Source organism: Aliiglaciecola sp. M165 (assembly GCF_007197995.1).
GTDB lineage: Bacteria > Pseudomonadota > Gammaproteobacteria > Enterobacterales > Alteromonadaceae > Aliiglaciecola.
The window spans coordinates 23,571-43,502 of the sequence record NZ_VKKH01000011.1; the positions used below are offsets into that span (position 1 = coordinate 23,571).

General features: G+C 43.0%; 18 protein-coding genes. 4 read left to right on the top strand and 14 right to left on the bottom strand.

From position 1 onward, the window contains the following. Positions 1-128: 128 nt before the first annotated feature. Genes FM019_RS20190 through glyQ form a run of 3 tightly spaced genes read right to left on the bottom strand, consistent with a single transcriptional unit; the run spans position 129 to position 3,580 of the window. A complete protein-coding gene (locus FM019_RS20190; RefSeq protein WP_143837911.1) occupies positions 129-563 on the bottom strand; it encodes a hypothetical protein in 435 nt (144 codons plus the stop codon). Between the two features lie 25 nt (positions 564-588). Next, positions 589-2,661, bottom strand: coding sequence for a glycine--tRNA ligase subunit beta (gene glyS / locus FM019_RS20195; RefSeq protein WP_143837912.1), 2,073 nt, complete (start codon positions 2,659-2,661; stop codon positions 589-591). After that, the gene (gene glyQ, locus FM019_RS20200; RefSeq protein WP_143837913.1) at positions 2,654-3,580 is read right to left on the bottom strand and encodes a glycine--tRNA ligase subunit alpha; all 927 of its coding nucleotides are present in this window, start codon (positions 3,578-3,580) and stop codon (positions 2,654-2,656) included. Before glyQ ends, glyS begins: the two co-directional genes overlap by 8 nt. Before the next feature lie 119 nt (positions 3,581-3,699). Here glyQ and FM019_RS20205 point away from each other — a divergent pair, with 119 nt between their 5' ends. Further along, complete coding sequence (locus FM019_RS20205; protein ID WP_143837914.1) at positions 3,700-4,287, top strand: DNA-3-methyladenine glycosylase I; 588 nt, start codon at positions 3,700-3,702, stop codon at positions 4,285-4,287. A gap of 81 nt (positions 4,288-4,368) precedes the next feature. Here FM019_RS20205 and FM019_RS20210 read toward each other — a convergent pair whose 3' ends face one another. From FM019_RS20210 to FM019_RS20220, 3 genes are all read right to left on the bottom strand, one after another. Then, positions 4,369-4,821 carry a DUF2489 domain-containing protein gene (locus tag FM019_RS20210; protein WP_143837915.1) on the bottom strand — a complete coding sequence of 151 codons (453 nt, stop codon included), beginning with the start codon at positions 4,819-4,821 and terminating at the stop codon, positions 4,369-4,371. A 10-nt stretch (positions 4,822-4,831) separates the two neighbouring features. Beyond that, on the bottom strand, positions 4,832-5,341 hold the full coding sequence (gene yihI, locus FM019_RS20215; RefSeq protein WP_143837916.1) for a Der GTPase-activating protein YihI: 510 nt from the start codon (positions 5,339-5,341) through the stop codon (positions 4,832-4,834). A 574-nt stretch (positions 5,342-5,915) separates the two neighbouring features. Then, a complete protein-coding gene (locus FM019_RS20220) occupies positions 5,916-6,539 on the bottom strand; it encodes a c-type cytochrome (RefSeq protein WP_143837917.1) in 624 nt (207 codons plus the stop codon). Between the two features lie 182 nt (positions 6,540-6,721). Here FM019_RS20220 and yihA point away from each other — a divergent pair, with 182 nt between their 5' ends. Further along, positions 6,722-7,333: a ribosome biogenesis GTP-binding protein YihA/YsxC gene (gene yihA / locus FM019_RS20225; protein ID WP_143837918.1), complete on the top strand. Its 612-nt coding sequence runs from the start codon at positions 6,722-6,724 to the stop codon at positions 7,331-7,333. 299 nt (positions 7,334-7,632) lie between these two features. Here yihA and polA read toward each other — a convergent pair whose 3' ends face one another. Then, positions 7,633-10,428 (bottom strand): DNA polymerase I, encoded by a 2,796-nt coding sequence (gene polA, locus FM019_RS20230; RefSeq protein ID WP_143837919.1) that lies wholly within the window; start codon positions 10,426-10,428, stop codon positions 7,633-7,635. An 837-nt stretch (positions 10,429-11,265) separates the two neighbouring features. Here polA and FM019_RS20235 point away from each other — a divergent pair. Together FM019_RS20235 and FM019_RS20240 are read left to right on the top strand one after the other, a co-directional pair. Continuing rightward, entirely contained in the window at positions 11,266-11,865 is a 600-nt protein-coding gene (locus FM019_RS20235) for a TetR/AcrR family transcriptional regulator (RefSeq protein WP_143837920.1), read from the top strand. A 266-nt stretch (positions 11,866-12,131) separates the two neighbouring features. Then, complete coding sequence (locus FM019_RS20240) at positions 12,132-13,583, top strand: TrkH family potassium uptake protein (RefSeq protein ID WP_143837936.1); 1,452 nt, start codon at positions 12,132-12,134, stop codon at positions 13,581-13,583. A gap of 104 nt (positions 13,584-13,687) precedes the next feature. Here the strand turns inward: FM019_RS20240 and FM019_RS20245 are convergent, their stop codons facing one another. The 7 genes from FM019_RS20245 to def all read right to left on the bottom strand — a co-directional run bounded on the left by FM019_RS20245 (position 13,688) and on the right by def (position 19,889). Beyond that, positions 13,688-14,431, bottom strand: a complete 744-nt coding sequence (locus FM019_RS20245; protein WP_143837921.1) for a complement resistance protein TraT — start codon at positions 14,429-14,431, stop codon at positions 13,688-13,690. Between the two features lie 59 nt (positions 14,432-14,490). Next, positions 14,491-14,799, bottom strand: a complete 309-nt coding sequence (locus tag FM019_RS21060) for a hypothetical protein (RefSeq protein ID WP_313901713.1) — start codon at positions 14,797-14,799, stop codon at positions 14,491-14,493. Positions 14,800-15,032: 233 nt separating this feature from the next. Next, complete coding sequence (locus tag FM019_RS20255; RefSeq protein WP_143837922.1) at positions 15,033-15,572, bottom strand: DUF2780 domain-containing protein; 540 nt, start codon at positions 15,570-15,572, stop codon at positions 15,033-15,035. An 89-nt stretch (positions 15,573-15,661) separates the two neighbouring features. Continuing rightward, positions 15,662-17,041: a Trk system potassium transporter TrkA gene (trkA, locus tag FM019_RS20260; protein WP_143837923.1), complete on the bottom strand. Its 1,380-nt coding sequence runs from the start codon at positions 17,039-17,041 to the stop codon at positions 15,662-15,664. Between the two features lie 33 nt (positions 17,042-17,074). Then, positions 17,075-18,403, bottom strand: a complete 1,329-nt coding sequence (gene rsmB, locus FM019_RS20265) for a 16S rRNA (cytosine(967)-C(5))-methyltransferase RsmB (RefSeq protein ID WP_260681688.1) — start codon at positions 18,401-18,403, stop codon at positions 17,075-17,077. Further along, complete coding sequence (fmt, locus tag FM019_RS20270) at positions 18,400-19,356, bottom strand: methionyl-tRNA formyltransferase (RefSeq protein ID WP_143837925.1); 957 nt, start codon at positions 19,354-19,356, stop codon at positions 18,400-18,402. The genes rsmB and fmt overlap by 4 nt, the downstream gene beginning before the upstream one ends. Positions 19,357-19,376: 20 nt before the next feature. Further along, positions 19,377-19,889 (bottom strand): peptide deformylase, encoded by a 513-nt coding sequence (gene def, locus FM019_RS20275; protein WP_143837926.1) that lies wholly within the window; start codon positions 19,887-19,889, stop codon positions 19,377-19,379. Between the last annotated feature and the right edge of the window lie 43 nt (positions 19,890-19,932).

Genomic DNA, 19,932 nt, shown 5'->3' on the forward strand with positions numbered 1-19,932 from the left:
TGTCAAAGAGTGTACATATCGAAATGACAATTTACAGAAATTAATCGATAAGAATAAAAAAGGGTTACATTTTCATGCAACCCTTACATAAACTCACATTTACTGTCTGTTGAAGACTATTATGTAACTTACGATTTTTTGATGAAGACCTCAGGTGTTTCTTCATTGGTAAAATCAATAAAGAAGTCATAGGTACCAGTTTCGTCCGGTGTGAATTGAAAATTTCCACCAGGAGTTTCACAGGCAGAAAGAGCTGGAGTGTCAATTCTCATCACTTTTCCACCAGTGCCAACTGGACTTCCACAATCGTAACCTGGCGCATAGTTTTCATCAGCAAACTTAAAATCGTAGGGCTGGCCGTCTGCAATTAGCTTAACTGAGGCCTTGTATAGTTTTCCATCGACTAATTTAACCTTATAGTTTTCATCGGCTTCCCACCAAGTAAAAACGCCTCTCAAATAGAAGCTCTCATAATCCTTTTCTAAAATCTGTTCAACAAAAGTTGTAGAGCAACCAGAAAGTAGGGCACTGATGGCAACAAAAATCGTAAGTCTTTTTTTCATTGGATGTTTACCTCATTACCATAGATTAATCGTGCTTTAACAAAGAGATATCTGCGCATTGCAAAAATAAACCGCGAAGTTTGAGCAATAACGCTAAACGATTGTTCTTAACTGCTTGTTCATCAGCCATGACCATAACATTGTCAAAGAATGCATCAATAAATGGCGCCAAACTTGATAGTTCTATAAGAACATTTTCGTAGTCACCACTTCTAATTAAGGGTTCGACTGTCTTGGCGATCCCGTCGATTTGTTCGACTAATGATTTTTCTTGCTCTTCTACCAACAACGACACGTCAATTACATAATCGTCACTGACTTGGTTTTTATCAAGTATATTTGCAACTCGCTTGTTTGCTGCTGCTAATGATTGTGCGCTTGCTAATGATTTAAAGGTCGTTACACCTTTGACTCTAGCGTCAAAATCAGCAGGTGAAGTAGGGCGACGTGCAAGCACTGATTGAATGACATCAACATCAATTCCTTGTTCCTGATACCAGGTTCTAAATCGTCCCAACACAAAGTCGATTACCTGCTCATTCGCCTCAGGCGCATCAACTTTATCGCTTAATAAAGCGTATGCGTCTTCAACCAAATCGAATAAATCAACGGGTAATCTAAGCTCTACACAAATTCGTAACACACCAATAGCCGCGCGGCGCAATGCAAAGGGGTCTTTATCCCCTTTAGGAAGTTGGCCAATAGCAAATATACCGACCAAGGTATCCAGTTTGTCCGCTAATGCAACGGCACAGCTTTCTTTTGATTGAGGGAGTTGGTCACCTGCAAATCTTGGCATATATTGCTCATTAAGCGCATTTGCAACGAGTTCGTTTTCACCGTCATGATTTGCATAGTGCATTCCCATAACGCCCTGCACATCAGGGAATTCCATTACCATTTCGGTCATCAAATCGGTTTTAGACAGCAGGCCAGCTCTTGCTGCATGTTGTTCGTTTGCACCGATAGCCGCTGCAATCTTTCCTGCTAACGCTGAGATACGTCGTGACTTGTCGGCTAATGTGCCAAGCTGCTTTTGGAATAAGACGCTTTCCAGGCTATCGAGGCGACTTTCTAGACTATTCTTTTTGTCTGTTTCAAAGAAAAAGCGTGCATCAGCTAATCTAGGTCGAATAACTTTTTCATTACCACTAATAATCTGAGAAGGATCTTTACTTTCTATGTTCGATACAAACAGAAAACGGGACTTTAATTGTCCTTTTTCATCTAGCATCGGAAAGTACTTCTGATCCCCCTTCATGGTGTAAATAAGTGCTTCTTTTGGCACCTTTAAAAACTCGTCTTCGAAGTTGGCAACCAACACGACTGGCCACTCCACAAGAGCACAAACCTCATCTAACAGGTCTTGTTGAAGCTCTACCTTTGCGCTTTCTTCAGCAGCCTTTTTCGTCAACCCTTCAATGATGCGTTGTTGTCTGACGTGATAATCTGCTAAAACGAAATGTGCTTCGAGCTTCTCCAGATAATTATCTGCATGGTCTAACTCAAACCTAGCTTCGCCATGAAATCTATGGCCTTGTATAGTTCTAGATGATCTCAGTCCTAGCACTTCGCCATTAATCAATTCATCTCCATATAACATGCATAATGTGTGAACAGGACGAATAAATTGGGTCTTTTTGTCCCCCCAGCGCATGGGCTTGGGAATGGGCAGTTTTTTAAGTGCCGAGGTAACGATATCAGCTAATAAATCAGCCAAGGGTTGACCACTGACTTTGGCAATGTGCAGAAGCCATTCACCTTTGTCAGTACTTAAACGTTGGGCCTGATCGACACTAATTCCATTTGAACGTGCCCAGCCTTCTGCAGCGCGAGTTGGCTCTCCATCAGCATCAAATGCTGCAGTGACAGCAGGTCCGCGCTTTTCGACTTCTTTATCGAGCTGTTTTTCGGCCAGCGCAATGACGTTAACCGCTAAGCGGCGTGGAGAAGCAAACCATTCAACGCTTTCAAACGCCAAATCAGCGGTTTGTAAACCTGACTGCAGATTATCACTGAAAGCTTGAGCAAGGGTTTTGAGTGCTTTAGGAGGAAGTTCTTCTGTCCCTAGTTCAACAAGAAGGTTCTCTTTACGCATGGTTTTGGCCTCCTTGGTTTTTAGTTTTGCACATCGGGAATCCTAATTTTTCACGACTTTGGTAATAAGATTCAGCAACGGCTTTGGCAAGGGTTCTCACGCGAAGTATATACCTTTGCCGCTCGGTGACAGATATGGCGTGGCGAGCGTCTAACATGTTAAATGCGTGAGAAGCTTTCATTACCTGTTCGTATGCAGGCAATGGCAGACCGGCCTCGATCATTCTTTGGCTGTCTTTTTCGCACTGATCAAAGTTGGCAAATAACGCCTTAACATCAGCATGTTCAAAGTTATACGTAGACTGTTCGACCTCATTTTGGTGGAATACATCGCCATAAGTGACTTTGCCCATTGGACCATCTGTCCAGGTTAAGTCATAAATGCTATCAACCCCCTGAATATACATTGCTAAACGCTCTAGACCGTAGGTGATCTCTCCTGTAACAGGAGCGCACTCTAAGCCACCCACCTGTTGAAAATAGGTAAATTGTGTCACTTCCATGCCGTTTAACCAGACTTCCCAGCCTAATCCCCAAGCTCCCAAGGTAGGTGACTCCCAATTGTCTTCGACAAAACGGATATCATGCACCAACGGGTCGAATCCTAGCTCACGCAACGAATCTAAATACAACTCCTGAATGTTGTCGGGAGAGGGCTTTAGCATGACCTGAAATTGATAATAATGTTGCAGTCTATTAGGGTTCTCACCATAACGTCCGTCTGTTGGGCGTCTGCAAGGTTGCACGTAGGCGCTGCTAATTGGTTCGGGGCCCAAGGATCGTAAAAAAGTCATTGGGTGGAATGTGCCGGCGCCGACTTCCATATCCAGTGGCTGGATGATCACACATCCTTGACGAGCCCAAAAATCCTGTAAAGCAAGGATAAGGCCCTGAAACGTCTTAATGTCAAACTTTTGCATGTACTGTCGCTACAAAATGGGTTAATAAAAAATGCCCGCCAGTATACCTTTTGTGTCGCTTTGAATGTAGGCTAAATGAACGATTTATTGAATGAAAAGTGCATTTGGGAGGGGATTGTATGGCTGTTGTCCGCTGTGGCTGGGTAGGGAAAGATAAAATTTACCAAGACTACCACGATAATGTATGGGGCCGACCCGTATATGATCCTCAAGAGCTGTTTGCGAAATTGTGTTTAGATGGTCAACAAGCGGGTCTAAGTTGGATTACCATTCTAAAAAAACAACCCAACTATGAAGACGCATTCTGTCATTTTGATCCCTATAAAATTGTCACCTTTACTGACCAAGATGTAGAGGTTTTGATGCAAAATACAGGTATTGTGAGAAACCGCCTAAAAATCAATTCCATTATAAAAAATGCAAAAGCTTATATAAAACTGGAAGATCAAGGGACTAATTTTAGCGAGTTTATCTGGAGTTTTGTCGATCACTCGACGATTAACAATGCTTGGAAAAATCTTGAGGATGTGCCTGTATCGACGCCGAATTCAGATAAAATGGCCAAGGCTTTAAAAAAAGCAGGCTTTAGCTTTGTGGGGACAACTATTTGTTATGCCTTTATGCAAGCTGTCGGCTTGGTCAACGACCATACAACGGATTGCCACTGTTATAATGTCTGCCATGGGTTGGCTAAAACCAGAAAATAAATGAACAAATTTCATACAACAAAAATAAACACGCTCTAACTGCGCAGTTAAACCTTTGGGAATATCGGTCGCTGATAAATCTTATTCGAATTTTAACGCACGAATTTGAGCGATTTCTTTTAAAATGGAAGACTCAAGTTTTGCTTCGTGCTCTTCACGCTTTTTGTCTTGGGATGCACGGATAGATTTGTCGAGGGCTTTGCGCTCTTCGTGAGTGGGTAAATGTCTGACTTCGGTAAACAAAGCGTACAACGAAGGGTAGTCCCTTTGGCAATTAGGTGGAGTCGAAACTGGCAGGCTGTCCAACAGGTTTACTAGCCGGATAGCGCCTTCCGATAAATTACATTGTTGTTGTTCTACAGCCATAGCAATGGTGTGAACGCTTTCCATTATCGTTTTTACGCGCGTCTGCCGCGCATTGTTTTGGCGCTTTTGCTGTTGCTTAAGCTGAAATAATAGCGAACCTGCGTAATATGCCAACCCTGCTACTATGACTAACGCTACCGCTATTAACGCGTATGCAATTCCCGTCAAAACCAATACCTTATTTAAGCTTATTAATGTCTATAGCTTCAAAACGTGAAAAAGGATCGTCTTGGTCAATGTCAGGTTCCTCAGGCTCTTCTGAGATCCCAAGCAATTCACAAAGCACTTTGTGTCTTGCTAACGAGGTGTCGACAAATTGTTGATCGTCACTAGCGAGCTTTTTGCCATCATCAAGCGCGTCAAGTAATTCGTTTAGCCGCGTATTATCTTCTAAGGCCTTGAGTTCTTGTGCAGGGCTGAAATATTTTGGTTTTGCTTCTGATTTTTTTTGTGTCTTTGCTTCTGCAAGCAATGGAATGGGTTTTTTACTACCTATTCTTGGATCCTTTGGCCCTGATTGTGCAGTTCCATTGTTAGTTGTTTGAGCACCACTGTGTCTGCTTCCGCTCGGATTGCCTTTGTGTTTCTTGGGCTTTCCCGCTTGAGATTCTCGGGACTTTCTTGGTTCACGTTGCTCTTTAGGAACACCGATACGACCAATTTTCCGCGATTTTTTAACTCTTGCCATGAATTCTTGCCAGTTATGATATTGGGCGAGATTTTACCGTAGTTTGCCGTGGAATGTTATACCCAAGAGAATATATCTAAAGGTGCTGAGGGGTTTCCCTTTAAATGAGATTAACCAGCAAGATCAGAGTGAGCGAGCAGAGTAGCGAGTGTCGACAATTTTCATTGCCAGAAAAGAAAAAAGGTAACAGTCGCCTGTCACCTTTTAGATATAGAGTGTCGTATGACACTTCTCCCGTTATATGTTCATCCTGAACTTTTGCGCTTTCCATTTCTGAGCTTCACTTATTTTTGTTTTTAACGAAGCCGATTACTTTTTGTTTTAGGTCTTCCTGACGCTTTATGGTTAATCCATTCATTCCCAGGATGGTAACAATGAACAGCTTGTTATTATTTTTAGTCGCTGTTCGAACTTCCATGACAAGTATTAACTTGTGCTTCCTTATTTTTATGTGGGCAAAGAATACACGATAACGTTAAATTTACAACTTTTTTACAAAAAAAATTGAAAAAAAACTGAACTTTTTAATTTGAAAACCGTAATAGCCTGTTGGATCGCTCAATTTGTGCGCAAATTAATGCAAGCCACCAAGATACTTCGACAATATTTCGATATCTTCGTCAGTAAGCTTTTTCGCTATATCACGCATCATACCGTTGAGATCGTTTGCACGCTCCCCGCTTCTAAACATTTCCAATTGGCTTTTAAGGTAAGCAGCGTGTTGGCCACTAATATCTGGAAAACCCGCCGCACTCATGCCATTACCTCTAGGGCCATGACAAGCGATACAAGCGGTAATGCCGCGATCTAAATCACCACCTCGATAAAGTTTTTCGCCTGTCTCCACAACATCTTCAGGAGTCGTGCCTTCTTTTTGTTCTTGGCTTGCAAAGTATGCGGCTAAATCAACAATATCTTGTTCGCTTAACATTGCTGCTTGGCCATTCATAATGGCATTGTTGCGACCTTCTTGGCCACCCGTCTCACTGGCAAGTTTGAATTCATTTAATTGTTTGGCTAGATAACCCGCATGTTGACCTGCTAGCGTCGGATTCATATCTAAAGCAGAGTTTCCATCCACACCGTGACACGCAGCACATGTCAAAGATTTCGCTTTTCCTGCCTCGGCATCACCTTGTGCCATGGCAGCTGAGGAAAACCCTAACGTTAGACAGACTAACAGACCCAATTTTTTCATAGTGACTTCCAAACAAAACTTTCGTATTGGTTAATTAATAGCGTTATTTTACACATTTACGCGGACGATAAAATGATTTCCAGAACAATTGTGTGGATATTTCAGTGTTTTAACTCAATATTTTTGGTTCGATGGTATACTTCGGCTGAATTTTAAAGCGCTATTTATAGAAGAGAGAATTCGTGAGTCATTATAGTCACGCAAAATTTATCATCAGTGCACCAGACATCCGACACTTAAAAGATGATGAAGGTGTTGAAGTTGCTTTTGCTGGTCGTTCAAATGCAGGAAAGTCGAGTGCATTGAATCGACTCACTCGGCAAAAGAATTTGGCTCGCACCAGTAAAACACCTGGGCGTACGCAACTGATTAACGTTTTTGAGATTGAACCTGGTATCCGGCTTGTCGACCTGCCTGGGTATGGTTATGCCAAAGTGCCCTTAGAAATGAAGCAAAAGTGGCAGCGCTCATTAGGTGAGTATTTGCAGGTAAGAAAAAGTCTGACAGGTTTAGTCGTATTAATGGATATCCGTCATCCTTTTAAAGACTTGGATCAACAGTTAATTCATTGGGCCGTAGAGCGAGAGTTGCCTGTTTTAGCGTTGCTTACAAAGGCTGACAAACTTAAATCAGGTAAACGCAAAGGCCAATTATTAATGGCACGAGAGGCGGCGTTGGCATTTTGTGGAGATGTTACAGTGCATGCGTTTTCTTCATTGAATGGATTAGGTTTGGACAATATGCAAAATGTCCTCGATATGTGGCTTGGGTTAAGTAAAAAGCAAGAAGAATAAAAAAAGCCTCTTTGCAAGCAAAGAGGCCCAGAACACAGAGAAAACACATAAAAACCGTATGTTATGAGTCATGCCTTTTTAAAAAGTTCATAAAATATTGAAAATTTCCCATAAAAAAACCCCAGCCAAGTGGCTGGGGTCAAAAAGCAAAGGTTTATCTACCTATAACAAGACTAAATAACCTCTGTACCCTACATTGGTCATATTAGCGTCAATTTGGATAAATGCAACCAAATACTGTAATTTTATTACACTATAAAGATGGTTTATTTTAATGAATAAAACGAACTTGGTAGTGCTTAATGCGCTTCATCCCAGTTTTCACCGCTATCAGCCTCGACAATTAAAGGAACTGAGAGGTCACAGGCATTTTCCATCAGCTCCACTATCTTTTCTTTGTAACCGTCAAGATTATGTTCTTTTATTTCAAAAACTAGCTCATCGTGTACTTGCATGATCATTTTAACATCGTCATTGTTGAGGTTGTCGATCCAATTTGCGACTTCAAGCATTGCCATTTTAATAATATCCGCCGCCGTTCCTTGCATCGGCGCATTGATGGCAGCTCGTTCAGCACCCTGACGTCGCATACCGTTACTGGCGTTAATTTCGGGTAAGTAGAGTCGTCTGCCAAATACAGTTGAAACATACCCTTTTTCTTTTGCCGAAACGCGCGTTTCTTCCATGTATCGCAATACACCGGGATACCGTTCAAAATACAGATTCATGTACTTTTGTGCTTCTTGACGAGGAATGTTTAGTTGTCTCGCCAAGCCAAACGCAGACATGCCATAAATTAATCCAAAATTGATGGCTTTGGCGTTACGGCGTTGATCGGCAGAAACCTGTTCTAGTTCAACGCCAAACACTTCTGCGGCCGTTGCTCTATGAATATCTTTACCGGATGAAAAGGCCTTGAGCAGCCCTTCGTCTCCTGACAGGTGTGCCATTATTCGCAATTCTATTTGAGAATAGTCTGCTGCAACAATTTTATACCCAGGAGATGCAATAAATGCTTTACGCACCTTACGGCCTTCAGCGGTTCGAATCGGAATATTCTGCAAATTTGGATCAGTAGAAGATAGCCTGCCCGTTGCGGCGATAGCTTGATGGTAACTGGTGTGAACTCTGCCTGTACGCGGGTTTATCATTTTTGGTAGTTTGTCGGTATAGGTGTTTTTCAGTTTCGTTAAGCCGCGGTATTCCATTAATAATTTGGGCAAAGGGTAGGTTAGAGCTAGCTCTTGCAATACTTCTTCAGCGGTAGAAGGAGCGCCCTTAGGTGTTTTCTTTAAAACAGGTAAATCCATCTTTTCAAATAAAATCTCCTGCAATTGTTTGGTTGAACTAAGATTGAACTCTTGTCCAGCCATGTCATGCACTTCTTTTTCCAGTTCCATAATTCGTTGTGCAAGATCCTGGCTTTGTTGCAACAAGGTCTGACTATCTAATAAAACACCCGTTTGCTCCATGTCAGACAAGACTACACTCAAAGGAATTTCAATGTCTTCGACAACTTTTTTGAGACTTTCATGCTCACAGAGTTGAGGCCAAAGGGTGTTGTGCAGTCGCAACGTGATGTCTGCATCTTCCGCAGCATAGGGAGAGGCCTTTTCTAAAGGTATCTGATTGAAGGTAAGTTGCTTGGCGCCTTTCCCAGCGATTTCCTCAAACTTTGTGGTGCTTTTATCAAGATAATGCAGTGACAAACTGTCCATATCATGGCGCGTTGCAACACTGTTTAACACATATGATTCAAGCATAGTGTCAAATGCAATGCCGTTTAGTTGAATACCGTAATTTGCCAACACATTTCTATCGTATTTTAAGTGTTGCCCTACTTTTTTGTGCTCAGTGCTCTCGAGCAGCGGTTTCATTTTTTCTAAAACGAAATCTCGTTCCAATTGCTCCGGTGCATCCATGTAATCGTGAGCGAAGGGTAAATATGCGGCTTCACCTGCCGTCGTAGAAAACGACATGCCAACTAACTCTGCTTCCATATAGTTCAAGCTAGTGGTTTCTGTGTCAAAGGCAAAAAGTGGCGCATCTTTAAGTTTTTGCAACCACTGTTCGAAGTCTTGCTCAGTCAATATTGTGGAATAGTGCGTTTCGACATCAGCTTTGAATGAAGACGTATCTTGAGAGTCTTCTTTCTTGGCATTGGTCGAGTCTGTTGTAGCGCTTTGAGACGTGTGATTGCCAAGAATGCTATTCCCATTCACCGCTTCTTGATGCCAGCGCTTGAATTCATATTCTTTAAATAAGTCGACCAACGCATTGTTATCAGGGATTGTGGGCTGCAGATCCTCTGGTTTGAATTCGAGTTTGACATCTAACTTGATGGTCGCAAGTTCATAAGACAAACGAGCCTGCTCTTCGAACTCCTGCATCTTCACGGCCATTTTTTTTGCGCCTCGAAACTCTAACTGTGCAATCTTATCAAGATTGTTATAAATATCTTCGATTCCCCCCAATCCTTGCAACATCCCTAAGGCGCTTTTGTCTCCAACGCCCGGAACCCCTGGTATGTTGTCGACTTTATCTCCTTTTAATGCCAAAAAATCGATGATCAGATCTGGCGGAATGCCAAATTTCTCAAGGACACCCTCCTGATCCATGATGTGATTGTTCATGGTGTTGATGAGGGTGACGTGCTCATTAACTAACTGCGCCATGTCTTTATCCCCCGTGCTAATTAACGTCGCACGGCCTTGTTCGGTAGCTTGTTGCGCTAAGGTACCGATCACATCGTCTGCTTCTACACCTTCTTCGACAATCATAGGCAGCCCCATTGCCTTAATGATTGCATGAAGTGGCTCGATTTGACTGCGTAATTCATCTGGCATCGACGGGCGATTAGCTTTGTACGCAGGATAGATATCGTCGCGAAACGTTTTGCCTTTGGCATCAAAAACAACTGCGATATTCGTTGGAGAGTATTGTTTTACCAAACTTCTGAGCATATTTATCACACCATAAATAGCACCCGTATCTTGACCTTTTGAATTGGTCAACGGTGGCATGCCATGAAACGCACGGAATAAATAAGACGACCCGTCAACAAGGACGAATGGGTTTTCTGGAATGTTGGCCATGAGTGATCCGAATGATAATGTCTAGAACTAGAATGCCATATAAAGAAATCGTCATCCAGTTTACGATGCTGTGGATAACTTTGTTGAAAAAAATCACCGGGAACAGTAAAACGCATCAAAGAAATTTTTCTTTAACGTTATGAACACCATATGAGGCTTCGTTTTCATAGATAAGGAGAGAACTATCCCTTATTTTTATTATTGTTCGTTATCCTGTGGATAACCTTGGGGAGATACGAGATATCAGAGTATTTAATTACCTAATTTGGATCGTTTCAATTTGAACAATCCACAACCATTCCCAAGCTTATTTAGTAGCTCATTTAAGTTTGTCTGAAATCACCAACCGATAGGAAAAAGCCAGTTGCAGAATCAAAATTTACTGTTCGCTACATTTCCGCTTGAACTTGCCAATCAGATGTTAAAACTTTGTAAATCTGAGGGTGTAAATTGAAGCAGAGCGGTAATGTATCACATTTGATTTTTTTGGGAAGCGTTACGGTTAAAGTTTTTAGGTCTGTTTTGTATTTGGTTCGTGCAAAAATTGCATAAGCCATGTATTTATTGGTCTGTAGATAGGTTTTAATGTGATGCGATATTCGCCTGTCGACTAAAAAGTTGCAAGTTAGTAAGCGCCTGCTAACAAACACTTGAGTTCCAAGCTCAATCAATATTTTGTTAAGATATTGCTAAAGAACGCTACATTTACATCATTCCCATAAAGTACCATTTCAAAGATTGTGACTAGACGGAATCTTTGTTTAAATGAACTTCCTCTATAGCATGTCTGCAAAGGGGTATATTGAATGAGTCAATTAAATAGAGGCTATCTGTAGTATGAATAGCAAAGCGAAGTATCACCACGGAAATTTGCGCGAAGCGTTGATGGAAGCTGCAGTGCAATGCATTAGAGAAAATGGCGCTGAAAAATTAAGTTTGCGCGCCCTTGCTCGACAAATAGGTGTTTCACAAGCTGCCCCGTACCGACATTTTGAAGACAAAGTTGCTCTGCTGTCTGCCCTAGCAAGTGAAGGTTTTGCGAAACTTGCTGAGCAGATGCGAGACGTAATGGCTGATTATCAATCAGATCCTGTTGGTGCACTGCAAAAAGGTGCGCAAGCGTACATACGATTCGCTTGTCATCATCCTGAAACCTATCGCCTAATGTACAGTATGCCTGTAGAACAGTTTGATGATGAGGAAATGGAAACTTGTCATCACGAAGCGTTCGATTTGCTTGAGCAGACGGTAAACGTTGGATTAGCATCTGGCGCCTTTAAAGCGCATGACAAAGATGCAATTGTCCTAGCATCCTGGTCATTAGTGCATGGTTACGCGCAACTTATCATCGACGGTGTTATCGAGCTTGATGATATTGAGATTGAAAAGTCTTTTCAGTCGGTGGGTGTCATCATTAATGAAGGGATTGTCGCCTAGTCCGTTTTTTTGCTGTTTATCCTAAAAAACCACCTTGCAAAGCAAGATGTTGCAATAATAATGCATCCAATAGTGATAAAGGGACAGAAAACCCAATAAAACAAAGAATTAATTACAAATTTCGCTTTAGATCTGAGCCTTAGCATACAATAATTGGGTAAGACGTTTACAATAATGCGCCGGGCAATAAACCCTGCTAAGAATAATAAAATGACTCAACCCATACGTTGTGGATTGTTGTTACTCATCGAGTGTTCACAGCGATGATGCAGTACCGCACAATTATCCGGATTCTAGGCTTACTGGTGGCCATGTTCAGTACCACCATGTTGTTTCCTGGGATCATCTCTTTGATCTACGAAGATGGTAGTGGTCTGCCTTTTATTCTTGCCTTTTTTCTCATTTTATTTACCGGGCTGGCATTTTGGTACCCCAATCGAAGTTTTAAAAACGACTTAAGGGCCAAAGAGGGATTTTTAATAGTCGTGCTGTTCTGGGTTGTGCTTGCCAGCTTCGGTGCTTTTCCGTTCCTTTTGCTAGATCAACCACAAATGTCGGTTACGGATGCGTTTTTTGAGTCTTTTTCTGGATTAACCACCACCGGCGCCACCGTAATCGAAGGTATCGAGTACCTGCCCAAGTCAGTACAGTTTTATCGCCAGCAGCTACAGTGGTTAGGCGGTATGGGAATTATTGTTTTAGCCGTAGCGATACTTCCCATCTTGGGAGTCGGTGGTATGCAGTTATATCGCGCTGAAACGCCTGGCCCAGTTAAAGACTCAAAAATGACCCCTAGAATTGCCGATACAGCAAAACATTTATGGTACATATACCTCGCGTTGACTACCGCCTGCACAGTAGCTTATTGGTCAGCGGGTATGGATTGGTTTGATGCTATTTGCCATGCGTTTTCGACTATCGCCATTGGCGGATTTTCGACATATGACGCAAGTATTGGTCACTTTGATAGTCCAGTTATCAATTTGATTTGTGTCATTTTCCTTTGGATTGCGGCACTGAACTTTGCATTACACTATGCGGCAGCCAGTGGGCGAACCCTTAAAGGCTACTTCTACGATCCGGAATTCAAAGCCTTTTTCTTTATTCAATTTGTGCTGATTACTGTTTGCTTTTTGGTGTTAGTGAATCACTCACTTTACGACACTGCAGAGGCGGCTTTTGATCAAGCGCTTTTCCAAGCTGTTTCAATCAGTACCACCGCAGGCTTCGCTACGGCTGACTTCGCTAACTGGCCTGTCTTTTTGCCGATTCTGTTAATCTTTGCAAGCTTTATTGGCGGCTGCGCCGGGTCAACAGGCGGTGGATTGAAAGTGATCCGCGTCTTTTTGTTGTATTTGCAAGGGAAACGGGAAGTGGAACGTCTCATCCACCCCAAGGCGGTTTATGCAGTTAAATTGGGTGACAGGATGATGCCAGAGCGGGTTGTTGAAGCCGTTTGGGGGTTCTTTTCCGCGTATGCCATCGTTTTCGTGGTAATTATGATAGGTCTTATTGCAACGGGTATGGACAATATCACTGCTTTTTCAGCAACAGCCGCAACCCTTAACAATTTGGGCCCCGGCTTAGGTAGCGTTGCTGGCACCTTTGCTGATGTGACCGATTCGGGTAAATGGCTGCTCATTACGGCGATGTTGTTCGGTCGATTAGAGATTTTTTCACTGCTTGTATTGTTCTCACCAACATTTTGGCGTAGTTGAGAAATATTCACGGCTATTGAAAGTATATGAATTACACTCAATACAAAAATAACTATGCAACAAAAAACCCGCTAGAAAGCAGGTTTTTTTAACGATTTTAATGGTTAGAAAAATGACGCCATTGCATAGGCAGTTTTTTCAAACATACTAGGCTGTGCTTCTTCTAGTTCAAGGTTGGCTTTGTTGGCGGTTGTCACAACGCGTGTTCGGTACTCTTTTTGATTCGTTGCTTCTGAATAAGTTTGAGTTGTTGCGCCATCGTCTGAGATCTTTGTGTTGATTTTCGAATCTCTGCGCACTAACACACCTTTACGAGCGCGCTCCTTGATTTGAATGTCGGCTACCAACAAATAGGTAACGTCCTTTACAAACGCGTTTGCCGCGGTAGATACCAAACCTCCGATTAAACCCGCGCCTGCAGCTTCACGATACCCGCCACCAGCGGCGTAACCTAATGCTGCACCTCCTGCTACACCTTGATAGCCAGAGCTCAAATAATTTTCAGCCGCAGTCGGTGAAGCTTTTTCGAGGTTTCTAACAAAGACACTCATTGTGTATTGCGCGTCGTCTGGGCTATCAACAAATGAATAACCGTTTCCGCTCGACGCTATTTGCTCTTCTAGTGATTGCCGAAATAAATTGCGGTCAAATTCCTGAACAGCGGAACGCACTTCTAAATAAATTTTACGTTTTTCCGGCGCAACAGGGTCAACAAAAATAGAGGTGCTCAATTTTGTTTGTACGTCCAAATCCTTCTTTGCAATAGAGGTATGTACCGCCGCACAACCCGACAGAACAAGTGCAGCGACAGCAACGATAGCGACTTTAATTTGGTTCCTTTTCAACATAATAAATACCTATATAATTCCTAGTTTCTCAAGTGCTTGAACTGCTTAATCAAGTTAGTTTAGTAATAGTAACGACCGTGATAACGGTAGTAATAGCGACAATTCCTATACTGCGTCCAGTTGTATCTAAGTAAATCACGGCAGGTATAACCTGGGCGCCAATGAGTACCTTTATATTCTTCTGGTTTAATGTTTTTTTCTAGCATACTTTTGATGTATGCATCGACCTCTTCAGGCTTTTCCGCTAAGAAAGGCTTTGACGCAACTTCTGCATTAAGTTGAGCTTGCATTCGAGCCAATTCGTCCTCTTCTGAGGTGTCTTGAAACGCAAACGCACTAAACATGAAGCCTGAGGCTGCAAAGAGCATCAAGATGATTCGACTAATTTTACTGAAAATTGTGAAAATACGGCTATTCATAACTTTCCTCCTTAAAAGTAAATTTCATGTATAAATTTATAACAATCTGCACAATATTCAACCGCTTTGTGCAGTTTGATGCTTAATTATCGAACATTTATACTTAAGGTTAACTTGTTGGAGTAAAAAAGGAGGCAAATGCCTCCTTATTTTTATTCTGACGGTAGAAAAGCGTTTTGTAATTAGCCTAAGAGGTTACCCACTCCTTGCATTAATACTTCTTTGGCTTCTTTACCTTGTTCGGTATCCAAGTATTGTTTAGCCTGCTCAACATACTGCATGATCATTTCAGGCTTCAACCCCAGTGCTTCAAACTGCTTTTTCACGTCATTGAGCGCTTTAAGCGACTCACTACTCTCAGCGGCTTTATCTAACAAGCCACCCAAACCACCAGATTCCTTCAGTTGACTGACATCTGGCGCATATTTAATCAGCTCGCCGACACCCGGCAATGCACTGGTTAATTGCCCATATTTTTCATCGGATAAATTGCCTTTGACATAGTTAAATATTGAACCTAACCCACCTTGTGCTTGCCCTGCATTGACGCCAAGGTTTTCTATTAACATGCTCACCATTCCTGAAACGTTGGGTGCAGCCTCTTCTTGGACTTCTTCGCCAAATCCCAACATGCTTTTGAGTGAATCAAACCACCCCTCTGCTTGCGATTGCGACGAAAACGTTAAACTCAGTACGGCGACGACCATTGCCAAATGTTTCATTTTATTTCTCCTTTGTGAACATTAGTCACGTTTAATAATTGTTAGTTTAGATAAGTCCTTTGAATGCGCAATAATACAGTGCTAATCACTCATCCAAAAAAGAATGCACTGGGCTGGAAGAGTTTCTCGACATCCGATATAAACTTTTTGTCGACCAGAAATAGAATCACGTGATCATTTGATTCGATTACCGTGCTACTGTGCGCAATAATTACTTCATCTTGGCGCACAATTGCACCAATTGTGGTACCCGGTGGTAGTTTGATATTTTTGATTGCTCTTCCAATGACTTTTGATGTGCTTTCATCACCGTGCGCAATAGCTTCAATGGCTTCTGCAGCGCCTCTTCTCAACGAATAAACGTTAACAATATCACCCCGTCGAATATGGGTTAACAACGCTGAAATAGTCGCTTGTTGTGGGGAAAATGCGATATCAATTTCACCACCTTGCACTAAATCAACATATGCACTGCGTTGAATGAGTACCATGGCTTTCTGTGCGCCCAATCGTTTCGCAAGCATAGCAGACATAATATTCGCTTCATCGTCATTGGTGACCGCGATGAAAGCGTCAACTTGCTGAACATTTTCTTCCGTCAACAGCTCGTGATCCGATGCGTCCCCACAAAATACTATGGTTTTATCGAGATGAGCCGACAAATATTTAGCGCGTTCGGGAGAGTATTCAAGTAACTTAACGTTATGATTGTGCTCTAACCGCTTTGCTAGTCCGGCGCCAATCAAACCCCCACCGGCAATCATGATGCGTTTGTAGCTGGACTCAAGTTTTTGCAGCTCACTCATTACCGCGCGGATATGCTTTGTTGCAGCAATAAAGAAAACCTCGTCATCTGCTTCAATGACTGTCGTACCCAACGGACGTATTGGTCTGCCCCGGCGATAAATCGCAGCTACGCGCGTATCAACATTTGGCATGTGCTCTCTTAATGTTGATAACGCATGGCCAACTAATAAGCCACCATAATAGGCTTTCACTGCAACAAGGCTGGCTTTTCCGTCAGCGAACTCAACGACTTGCAAGGCGCCGGGGTAATCGATCAAGCGCTTGATCGCCTTGGTGACTAATTGTTCCGGTGCAATAAGGTGATCAACCGGAATATCTTGATGATGAAAAAGTCTCTCTTGGTAAATAATATACTGCTCGGAGCGGACACGAGCGATTTTGGTAGGCGTGTTAAATAGCGTATGTGCGACCTGGCAGGCCATCATATTGCTTTCATCACTATTGGTCACGGCAATGAGCATGTCGGCATCTTCTGCGCCTGCTTTTTCTAGCACATCAGGGTGCGAGCCGACACCATGGACAACCTGTAGATCAAGTCGATCCTGTAACGAGCGCAAGGTCTCTTGATCGGAATCGATAACGGTGATTTCATTTTTTTCGCCGACTAAGTTCTCAGCGAGTGTTCCACCCACTTGGCCTGCGCCTAAAATTATGATTTTCATGGCTAATGGTTAGCTAACAATTTTCTATGCATATTAGGACTTTAGCAGCCTAGCATAATAGAAACCATCCATTTGTTTTTCTCCAGGGAGAATTTGTCTTCCTGGTTGAGCGATGGTTTCTTTTTCCGAGAGTTTCAGCAGGCTAGCATCCGCATGGGAGGCTAGGAACTTGATAATCTGTTGGCTATTTTCTTCTGGAAGAATAGAGCAGGTAGCATAGACTAACACCCCACCGGGTTTAAGTAATTGCCACATTGTGTCTAACAGTTGCTGCTGAATACCCACAAGTACGTCAATATCGGTATTTTTCCGCAGCCATTTAATATCCGGGTGCCGACGAATAACACCTGTTGCTGAGCAAGGTGCGTCGAGTAAAATGCGATCATATAGAACGCCGTCCCACCATGAGGCGCTATCATTGGCATCGGCAACGATCAGTTTCGCCTGGTGACCGAGTCTTTGCAGGTTTTCTTTGACTCTTACCATGCGGCTCTCATCTACGTCTAGCGCCGTGCAGTCGGCCAGTTTTGGTTGAGACTCAATGATATGACAGGTTTTTCCACCGGGAGCAGCGCAGCAGTCTAAAACGTGCTGCCCAGGTTGAGCATCTAAATATTCGGCAGCAAGTTGAGCCGCGCCATCTTGAACGGCAAATAGTCCATCGTCAAACCCTGGTAACGTCGTCACATCAACACTTTTTGCTAGCCAAAGCCCTTGGCTATGTTCATCACTGAGTGTGAATTCAACCTTTTGTTGCTTTAGTAAGGTCTGGTAGTCAGATAACGATGTTTTAAGTCGATTTATGCGAAGCCAAATAGGAGGGCGTTGATTCATTTGCTCGTATAAGGATTCTTCACTTTCGGGATAGGCACTTTTTAGGAGTTTGTACAGCCACTTGGGTAGCCCAGAGGCTATGTGTGGATCGGTGATAGGTTGCTGCTGTTTTTCTTGGCGAATAAAGTTGCGAAGCAAAGCATTGACTAAGCCTTTTAAGGATTGCGCCTGTAAAGCGGGTGCCGCAGCGACTGTTTCGGATACCGCAGCATGAGTTGAAACTCTACTAAAAGCTAACTGATAAAAACCAAGCAATATGAGGTGTTCAACGACTTTAAAACGCTTCTTTAACGGTTTGTCGAGCATGTCTCGCAGCCAGCTTTGCAATAGCGGCAACTGGCGTAAGACGCCGTAGGTCATCTCTTGCATCCACGCCTTGTCTTTGTCTTGATACCTCGCTTGGAGAGCGGGCAAACATTCTCGCGCAGATTTTCCGTCTTCCAATATGCTGTACAGAACTCTCGCTGTATCTGCTCTTAGATTCGGTTTATGTTTTCCTTTCCCTTGGCTGGCTGGTTGAGATGTCACGATAAGACCTGACCAACGTTGAACCATTCTTTGCGTGCATTTAGCACATCAGCAAAATCCATCGCTTTTTTACCTGGGATTTGAATACGAGTTAATTGTATAGCGCCTTGGACGGTGCTGATCAGTAATCCTTGTTTGTTAGATTCGAGAATTTCTCCGGTATTTACATACTGTTTTTCAAGGTTTACACAGTTTGCCTGCCAAACTTTAATAGCAATAGGCTCGTCTTTAACCTGCAGTTCAAAATAAGCGACCGGCCAAGGGTTAAAGGCACGAATATTTCTTTCCAATTGCTCGGCCCGCAAAGACCAATCCATTTTTGCTTCTTGCTTTGATAGTTTTTTAGCGTAGTTGGCCAGCTCGTCGTTTTGTGCTTCTGGACTCAGGGATTCGATATTTTCTAAGCAAGATAACAAGGCTTCTGGGCCTGTTATGGCCAATTTTGCATACAAGGTTGCGCTATTGTCGTTTTCTGCAATGGGGATGCTTTTTTTCAGCAACATCGCTCCTGTATCCAAGCCTGCGTCCATTTGCATAATCGTCACGCCGGTTTCCTGATCGCCCGCCCAAATTGAGCGTTGGATAGGCGCCGCACCCCGCCATCTGGGCAATAAAGACCCGTGGACATTCCAACACCCTAGTTTTGGCGTGTCCAACACAACCTGCGGCAGTATTAAGCCATAAGCGACAACAATCATTAGGTCTGCAGTGAGGGTTTCTAGTTGCTGTTGGGCAAAATCATCGCGAAAGGATTCTGGTTGATAAACAGGTATTTCGTGTTCTAGTGCTATTTGTTTGACCGGGCTTGCTTGGAGCTTTTTGCCTCTACCTGCAGGTCGATCAGGTTGACTGTAAACGGCAATGACATTGTGAGGTGAATTGAGCAGCGCCTGCAGATGCAGGGCCGCGAATTCGGGTGTTCCTGCAAATACGATATTTAGAGGTGTCGTCAAAGAAAGAGTCCTTAGTTCGTTCAGGAGGCGCGGGCGGCGAGTCGGGCTTCTTTTTCTAGCTTGCTACGAATGCGTTGTCGTTTGAGAGGTGACAAATAGTCGACAAATAACTTACCTTTTAAGTGATCCAATTCGTGTTGGATACAGATTGCCAGTAGACCATCCGCGTCTAAAGTGAATTCTTCACCATTTTTATCTAGCGCTTTGACTTTGACATGCTCAGCACGTTCCACTTTCGCGTAATTGTTTGGCACTGACAAACAGCCTTCTTCACTAATGGTTTTACCATCCATTTCGATGATTTCTGGATTGATAAACACCAAGGGGTTGCTTTGATCTTCCGACACATCCATAACTACCACGCGTTTGTGCACATTAATTTGCGTAGCGGCCAAACCGATACCGTTTTCGTCACGCATGGTGTCGAACATATCCTCAACTAGTTGTTTAACATCCGCATCCACCACATCGACAGCTTTAGCGACTGTGCGCAGGCGTTCATCGGGAAATCTTAATACATTTAAAATGGCCATTTTGTTCTTCAGCTACACTATACTCACATGACAAAGGGCGAAC

Bases quoted from the DNA above. Each gene is read 5' to 3' on its own strand.
- FM019_RS20235 (WP_143837920.1), top strand. From the start codon at position 11,266: ATGAATAGCAAAGCGAAGTATCACCACGGAAATTTGCGCGAAGCGTTG.
- glyS (WP_143837912.1), bottom strand. From the start codon at position 2,661: ATGCGTAAAGAGAACCTTCTTGTTGAACTAGGGACAGAAGAACTTCCT.
- FM019_RS20255 (WP_143837922.1), bottom strand. From the start codon at position 15,572: ATGAAACATTTGGCAATGGTCGTCGCCGTACTGAGTTTAACGTTTTCG.
- FM019_RS20220 (WP_143837917.1), bottom strand. From the start codon at position 6,539: ATGAAAAAATTGGGTCTGTTAGTCTGTCTAACGTTAGGGTTTTCCTCA.
- glyQ (WP_143837913.1), bottom strand. From the start codon at position 3,580: ATGCAAAAGTTTGACATTAAGACGTTTCAGGGCCTTATCCTTGCTTTA.
- trkA (WP_143837923.1), bottom strand. From the start codon at position 17,041: ATGAAAATCATAATTTTAGGCGCAGGCCAAGTGGGTGGAACACTCGCT.
- FM019_RS20240 (WP_143837936.1), top strand. From the start codon at position 12,132: ATGCAGTACCGCACAATTATCCGGATTCTAGGCTTACTGGTGGCCATG.
- FM019_RS20205 (WP_143837914.1), top strand. From the start codon at position 3,700: ATGGCTGTTGTCCGCTGTGGCTGGGTAGGGAAAGATAAAATTTACCAA.
- polA (WP_143837919.1), bottom strand. From the start codon at position 10,428: ATGGCCAACATTCCAGAAAACCCATTCGTCCTTGTTGACGGGTCGTCT.
- yihI (WP_143837916.1), bottom strand. From the start codon at position 5,341: ATGGCAAGAGTTAAAAAATCGCGGAAAATTGGTCGTATCGGTGTTCCT.
- FM019_RS20190 (WP_143837911.1), bottom strand. From the start codon at position 563: ATGAAAAAAAGACTTACGATTTTTGTTGCCATCAGTGCCCTACTTTCT.
- FM019_RS21060 (WP_313901713.1), bottom strand. From the start codon at position 14,799: ATGCTCTTTGCAGCCTCAGGCTTCATGTTTAGTGCGTTTGCGTTTCAA.
- FM019_RS20245 (WP_143837921.1), bottom strand. From the start codon at position 14,431: ATGTTGAAAAGGAACCAAATTAAAGTCGCTATCGTTGCTGTCGCTGCA.
- def (WP_143837926.1), bottom strand. From the start codon at position 19,889: ATGGCCATTTTAAATGTATTAAGATTTCCCGATGAACGCCTGCGCACA.